This is a genomic window from Vibrio ichthyoenteri ATCC 700023, from assembly GCF_000222605.1.
In the GTDB taxonomy this organism is placed as follows: domain Bacteria; phylum Pseudomonadota; class Gammaproteobacteria; order Enterobacterales; family Vibrionaceae; genus Vibrio; species Vibrio ichthyoenteri.
This window is the reverse complement of sequence record NZ_AFWF01000044.1, coordinates 1-1,027: the sequence shown is the minus strand read 5'-3', so window position 1 is coordinate 1,027 and position 1,027 is coordinate 1. Positions and strand designations below refer to the sequence as shown.

Here is a 1,027-nt window from a genome sequence, read left to right as displayed (position 1 = left end):
GAGCAAGAGTAGAGTGCTGGAAGGGCAAATTGCTACAAAAGCCAAATTATGGTTAATGAAAGGCTCACATCAAAAAAAACACCTACAAAATGTCACCAATAGACCTAGAAAATGATCATGTACACCTAAAAATTGTCATAAATACACCTAATAAGTGATCAAAAAAGCCTTTTAAAAGATCATGAACACCTATATTTTGTAGGTTAAAGACCTTAAATGTGATCATTTGAGGTCTTTTTTTTCTTTAAAAACAAGCGGTTACGCAACTTATAGCTTTTATAGATCTATACATTTAATAGTATTAATAAATACTTATAGATCTTTATAGTCAATGTGGATAAGTGGAAAATCAAAGATTTACACACTAACCCACATTCTAGCTACGCAATCAAGAATTTTTGATTTTTCACTACTAAATGTCACTTTGATAACATTTTCTTTAAATATTGTAACAGTATGATATGGCTTGAGGGAACCGAATCGATAAGCAACTTTAGCTCTTGTTTGATTACATTTGCGTCTGTCACTTCCATTTCACTAACAGCATTCTTTTCTCCCACCAAAGATGATACGGACGTGTTAAAAAATGAAGATAATTTCATTAGATTATCACGACTAACAGTTCCTTTTTTTAACCAAACTTGAACAGTTTGTCTTGTTACAGACATCTCTCTTGCAAGTTCCGATTTAGATAACCCTTTATTTTTTAAATGTAAGACTAAATTAGCCGCTAATGCAGAATTCTCTTTATCCACGATGTAGTGCCACTCTCTTGCTTCATTTTATTAAATGATACAAGGTCATTGATCTTTCTATAATGCAGATGTTACATTACAACGTAAGTTTTAAACTGCTACTTAAAAACCCACACCCAAGTTTTAGTGCATGTCTGCTAGTCCCAAACTCAACCTGCACTAACCCAAAGGGGTCTCGCATGCTGCGAGGCCCCTTTATTTCCACTGAAAAACGTGATTTTCTACCAAAAACAACCCTATACACGATCATCATTGCACCATTTGATCCTTGC

At 33.9% G+C, this 1,027-nt stretch carries 1 protein-coding gene; it reads right to left on the bottom strand.

Annotated elements, in window-relative coordinates; genetic code table 11:
• Positions 1-419 precede the first annotated feature (419 nt).
• Positions 420-755 (bottom strand): helix-turn-helix domain-containing protein, encoded by a 336-nt coding sequence (locus RH85_RS04880; protein WP_006711090.1) that lies wholly within the window; start codon positions 753-755, stop codon positions 420-422.
• Between the last annotated feature and the right edge of the window lie 272 nt (positions 756-1,027).